General features: G+C 67.6%; 3 protein-coding genes. 1 reads left to right on the plus strand and 2 read right to left on the minus strand.

Annotation, left to right across the window (positions count from 1 at the left end; genetic code table 11):
- A partial coding sequence (locus tag VMJ70_15800; GenBank protein HTO92595.1) for a PaaI family thioesterase occupies nt 1–287 on the minus strand: 287 nt, incomplete at its 3' end.
- On the minus strand, nt 287–4540 hold the full coding sequence (gene acnA, locus VMJ70_15805; GenBank protein ID HTO92596.1) for an aconitate hydratase AcnA: 4254 nt from the start codon (nt 4538–4540) through the stop codon (nt 287–289). The genes VMJ70_15800 and acnA, both read right to left, overlap by 1 nt.
- An 848-nt stretch (nt 4541–5388) precedes the next feature.
- Between acnA and VMJ70_15810 the strand changes: the two genes are divergently transcribed.
- On the plus strand, nt 5389–6113 hold a 725-nt coding region (locus VMJ70_15810), incomplete at its 3' end, for a hypothetical protein (protein HTO92597.1).

The following is a 6113-nucleotide window of genomic DNA, read 5'->3' on the forward strand; positions in this document are numbered from 1 at the left end:
CCGGGCTCGCACAGGGTGAGCGCGGCGTAGCCGCACGCCGAGTCGGCGATGGTGGCGAGCACGCCGGCGTGCAGGTAGCCGTGCTGCTGGCCGAACGCGGCGGAGAATGGAAGCTCGATGTCGACCCGGCCGGGATTCACCACCGCCAGTCGCGCCCCTAGCGTGCTCATGAGGCGCTGGCGGGCGAAGCTCGCTCGAACCGCGGCCTCGAACTCCGGATTGCGAACGCCGCGGCCGGCGATCTTCCCGCCGGCCGCGCTCGCGGATGCGTCGCGTTGCCGGGGCATCAGCTCCGGGCCAGCTTCCTCAGCACGGTCTGGAGGATGCCGCCGTTGCGGTAGTACTCCACCTCGACCGGGGTGTCGAGGCGCGCGATCGCGCGGAACGACAGCTCGGCGTCCGGCCGGCGCGCCTTGATCAGCACTCGCATGCCGGGCTTGAGTTCGCCCTCGAGGCCCGAAATGTCGAACTCCTCGGCGCCGGTGAGGCCGAGCGATTCAGCGTTGCTGCCGGGTTCGTATTGGAGAGGCATCACGCCCATGCCGACCAGGTTCGAGCGGTGGATGCGCTCGTAGCTCTCGGCCAGCACCGCGCGCACGCCGAGCAGGAGCGTTCCCTTCGCGGCCCAGTCGCGCGAGGAGCCCGAGCCGTACTCCTTCCCCGCCAGCACCAGCAGCGGAGTGTTCGCCGCCCGGTAGCGCTCGGCGGCGTCGAACACCGAGAGCGTCTCGCCGCTCGGGAAATAAGTGGTGATGTTGCCTTCGCTCCCCGGCACCAGCAGGTTCTTGAGTCGGATGTTGGCGAAGGTGCCGCGCACCATCACCAGATCGTTGCCGCGTCGCGAGCCATACGAGTTGAAGTCGCCCTTCTGAATGCCGCGCTCGCGCAGCCAGCGCCCCGCCGGACTCTCGAGCGCGATGTCACCGGCCGGCGAGATGTGATCGGTGGTGACCGAATCGGCGACCATCACCAGCACACGCGCGCCCTTCACGTCGCGCACCGGCTGGGGATCGAGCGTGAGGCTCTGGAAGAACGGCGGCTCGTGAATGTAGGTCGAGGCGGGATCCCACTCGTAGCGCTCGCCTCCGCCTACCGGGATCGCGTTCCACTTCGGATTGCCGTCGAACACGTTGCCATAGGACCTCTGGAACATGGCCGGCTCGAGCGCCGAGGCCACGGTGTCGCTGATCTGCTTCTGCGACGGCCACAGCTCGCGCAGGAACACCGGCTTCCCGGACCGGTCGGTCCCGAGCGGCTCGGTGTCGAAGTCGATGTCCACCGTACCGGCCAGGGCGTACGCCACCACCAGCGGCGGCGACGCGAGGTAGTTGGCGCGCGTCTGCGGATTGATGCGGCCCTCGAAATTGCGGTTGCCCGAGAGCACCGCGGCCGCGACCAGTTTGTTCTCGCTCACCGCAGCCGAGATCGTCGCGGGGAGGGGACCGGAGTTGCCGATGCAATTGTGCACCGCGATGGCTCCCGCGACGAACGCATTCACGCGTTCGACTGCGAGATCGAACACCCGGCGCCGCCCCGCCGGCCGCCGGTCGATGACGCGAAGAGCGAGCGTGGGAAGCGTCATTGCCTCCTTCTCCACGCAATAGCGCTTGTCCTCCACTCTCGGCTCGAGCGCGGCGAAGCGGTCGCGCGCTCCGATCTCGCGGAACAGTTCGACCGGCGAGGGGAACCCGCACTGGTCGCGGTGAAGAGGCTTGAATTTTCCTTCTCGACGAGGAAGTCGGTCGAACCGGTCGTGCCCTTCGAGCAACGAGTAGTGGGGGAACACGGGTGTCTCGCGTTCGAGCAACGCCGTCGCCGCGGCCCTGCGAGCGCTCGCGAAGACCACCGCGGGCTCCCGCCGGCGATGGGCTTCGAGTCGCTCAGCCATCCACAGGCGCTGCTGTTCCACCGATTTCACCGTGCGCCAGTACACCGCGGCAGCGGATGCGCGCAGCGACTTGTCAACGCAATAGCGATAGCTCACGCGCTCCACGAACGACAGACCGTCCGGGAGCGTGAGTCGCACTTCGATGCGCGGGTCCCCGTCGCGCGCGGCGGCGTAGGTCGAAGCCGAGCGCCTTGTGGGGTACTCGTAGAGCCCGTACCCGTCGGTCTCGACTCCGCAGCGAGCGAGCAGCCGCAAGAGATTGTGCATCATGGCTCTCAGCGCGGGAACGTGCTCGGCCTTCGAGGTCTGTGAGAACGCCGGAGGCCTGACGATCGCTTTTCTCTCATTCGAGCTCTGGCGCCCGAGCGTCGGGGCCCAGCCGTCGGCTCCAAACAGTCCGCCGAGGAATTCGCGGACAACCGCGTTCGGGCAGCGGGAATCGAGCAGGAAGGCCGGCAGTGTCGCGGGTTGGCCGATGCGCTGCCCGACGCGCACTCCCTCCAGCGATCGGATCCCGGCGGTCAGTTCCATGGGAATCGCGATGCTCCACTTGCGCTCGTCGTAACGGCTCCCGGCCGGCCGCTTGCCTGTGACGCGCTCGATGTCGTCGAGCATCGACTCTCGGTCCACCGCCTGCCCGGCGTTCATCCGTCCCTGTCCAGTGACGCTGATTGACCCGTCGCTGAGGAGATGTCCGAGCAGGCGGGCGAACGCCAGTGTCCGCAGCCGTTCCTCGGTCGTCTCCATCGTCAAGCGGAAATCGCCGGCGAGTAGCTCGTAGCCGCGTTCGTCGTCGTCGATCAAATCCAGCGGCGCCTCGAGGCCGACCACGACGCGATCCTTCTCGAGGTCGAGCGCGTCGGCGCGGACCCAGCGACCGTCGGCTCGCAGGATCTCGTGATCCGGCGTGCACAAGAGCGTGCGGCCGTCCTGAAGGACGAGCGTCACGCATTCCCGCAGGCCCTGATCCATCCGCTCCGTCTGCCGGGCGAGCGCAAGACGCCGCTCTGTGTCCGGCCCGAACAATCGAGTGCCCCCCTGGGCCGGAAGATCCTCGATGCGCTGCGCGGTTCCATTGGAGAGCAGTACCGGCGTGCCCTCCACGATGCACGTGGTGCATCCGTAGCCCACCACGTCGAACCCAAGCGCTTCGAGATCCTTGAGCAGTCCCGCGCGCTGCAGGTACTCGGTCACCACCTTGGATCCCGGCGCCATGCTGGTCTTGACGTGCGGCTTGCGCTTGAGCCCGCGCGCCACCGCATTCCGCGCCAGCAGCCCCGCGCCCACCATCACCGACGGATTGGAGGTGTTGGTGCACGACGTGATCGCCGCGATTACCACCGAGCCGTGCGCGAGCTTCGAGCGATCGCCATTGATGCCGACCTCGGCGGTTCGTCCGACTTCGCCCTCCGCGAGCCCGTAGCCGCGCTCTTTGACCGGCGCGATCAGGCTCTTTCGAAACGCGCTCTTCATCTCTTTCAGCGCGACGCGATCCTGCGGCCGTTTGGGGCCGGCGAGGCTCGGTTCCACGTCGCCGAGATCGAGCGAGAGTGTATCGGAGTATTCGGGATCGGCGGTCGAATCGGCTCGGAACAGCTGCTGCGCCTTGCAATAGGCTTCGACCAGCTTCGCCGCGTCGCCGCGGCCGGTGCGCTGGAGGTAACGCAGCGTTTCGTCGTCCACCGGGAAGAAGCCCATGGTCGCGCCGTACTCGGGCGACATGTTGGCGATGGTGGCGCGATCGGGCAGCGACATCGCCGAGAGACCGGGACCGTGGAACTCGACGAATTTGTCGACCACGCCCTTCTTGCGCAGCATTTGCGTCACGGTCAGCACCAGATCGGTGGCGGTGACGCCTTCACGCAGCGCGCCCGAGAGCCTGAAGCCGACCACCTGCGGCATCACCAGATAGAGCGGCTGTCCGAGCATCACCGCTTCGGCCTCGATGCCGCCCACGCCCCAGCCGAGCACGCCGAGCCCGTTGATCATCGTGGTGTGCGAGTCGGTGCCGACGAGCGTGTCGGGATACGCGAGCGTTTCGCTCCCCTGCTTCTGCGTGAGCACGCCGCGCGCGAGGTACTCGAGGTTCACCTGGTGCACGATGCCCGTCGCGGGCGGCACCACGCGGAAGTTCGAGAACGCCTTCTGCCCCCAGCGCAGGAACTCGTAGCGCTCGCGATTGCGCTGGAACTCGATCTCGGCGTTGCGCTCGAGCGCGATCACGTTGCCGAACACGTCCACCTGCACCGAGTGATCGATCACGAGATCGACGGGCACGAGCGGATTGATCTTCCTGGGATCGGCGCCGAGACGGCGCACCGCGTCCCGCATCGCGGCGAGATCCACGACGCACGGCACGCCGGTGAAGTCCTGCAGGATCACGCGGGCGGGCTTGAACGGCAGCTCGGACACGTCGGTGGCGTGCGGATTCCAGCGCGCGAGGCGCTCGACGTCGGCTTCGGTGACCTGATAGCCGTCGCAGTGGCGCAGGGCCGCTTCGAGCAGCACGCGGATCGAGAACGGCAGGCGCTCGAGCGAGACGCCGAGACGCGACGCGAGGCGATCGAGGCGGTGGATCGTGACGGCGCCGGCGGAGGTGGACAGCGCGGCGCGGGTGGCGAAGCGATCGTTCGCCGAAGCATGCGTGGCCATGGTTCGTCCTTTCCTATCTCGGAGGGCGCACAGGGCCCTCGGTTGAACAGGCGGGGACACACAGGGTCCCCGGCGGAACGCATGTCACTCTAGCTCATCGGCACGAGATGGCAAGAGTTGAGGAGGGAGCGGAGTCGCCCGCGCATCGCGGCAGCAGCGAGTCGGACGTGACGTTCACGAAGAGCAACTTCCACGGACTCCGCTCGTGGATGACCCGCAGCGCCACGACGCCGGGGGCCCGCTGACACTGCGCGGGAAATCACCGCATCGTTGCGCTGGGTGCAAGGGAATCGACGCGAGCAGGAACCCGACGAAGGCGACGATCCGCGCGAGGATGCCGATGAGGATCGCGAGCACCTTGCCCGGCTCACGCGCGGCCCCTGCTCGGGCGGGGTGACGCCTCCGCCGCGGCGACGGGGCGGTTCGCCCTCGGGGCAGGCTACGCCGAGCCCCGATCGACCCAGCGGCCGGCCACGAGCCTCCCGGTCCGCCGGCCGGAACAACGGCGGTCCGCTTCATGGCGCACGGCATCCGGGACACCGGAATCCCCGGGGCTCGACCGTGCGCGATGCCCTTGCCGGGCCCCAATCGCTCCGCGTTCTTCATCATTTCCTTGACCCGGCCTTGCGCGCATGTAATCGTTTTCATGTACCGCGATGGGCGCTGGCTCCCGCCACCCCCATCCCCCCGGACTTCACTCTTCTGTCCGTCGCGGGATGCTGCAGGGACGCGATTCGGGCGCGTCGGTCCGCCTTGTCTCCTCGCGGAGCTTGGATGTCGTGCAGCGTTGGCTGCACAATCGTCGATCCGCGACGTCATCACGCCTCACCACCCTGAAGGAGGAACGCATGCAGCGGATCCGCTACTCCATCGTGTTGCTCGCGCTGGCGGGTGTTCTCGCCGCGGCCTCGTCGGCGTACGCCGACGGCCGAGTGTGTCCGGGTTCGACGCCGAACCCGAACGCGGCGAACGTCACCACGCGCGTGTTCAACGACTGTCCCATCTCGACGCTCAACGTCACGAACTCGTATCCGGCGTCCATCGTGATCAGCGATCAGGATCTGGTGTGCTTCGGCTATGCGAATCTGCACACGTGGAGCTTCTCGACCGACGGCGGCGCCACCGAAGCCCAGTTCGAGAACTGCAGCGCGTACACGTTCTGCGCCGACGTCGCTGCCGACGGCAACGACCCGAACGGCGAAATCGGTCTGCGCGTCGCGCCGTGGTGGTCTCCCGATGCCGACGGCAAGTTCATGCTGAACTTCGGTACGGGCGAGATCGCGTGCTTCGGCGGCCGTCTGCCGTTCTACAGCTTCACCGCGGCCTACGGCGTTCACTACGTGCGTGGCGCCACCGTCCACATGGCGATCACCTACATCCACAACCTGCTCAATCAGGCTTCGCCGGCCACGATCCAGTACGACCTCGTGATCGGCGGCACGCCGTACTCGAGTGGTCCGCTGAACTACGACCAGGGCAACCCGAACGAAGATCCGCCGCACGGCCAGTGGGGCGAGCTGGTGCCGACGTACGTCGGTGGCTACTTCCAGCCGCAGCTCGGCCAGGGCACGAA

The organism is Candidatus Sulfotelmatobacter sp. (assembly GCA_035498555.1).
Taxonomy (GTDB): domain Bacteria; phylum Eisenbacteria; class RBG-16-71-46; order RBG-16-71-46; family RBG-16-71-46; genus DATKAB01.

Coding starts and splice junctions, on each gene's coding strand:
- acnA (HTO92596.1), bottom strand. CDS start 4,540: ATGGCCACGCATGCTTCGGCGAACGATCGCTTCGCCACCCGCGCCGCG.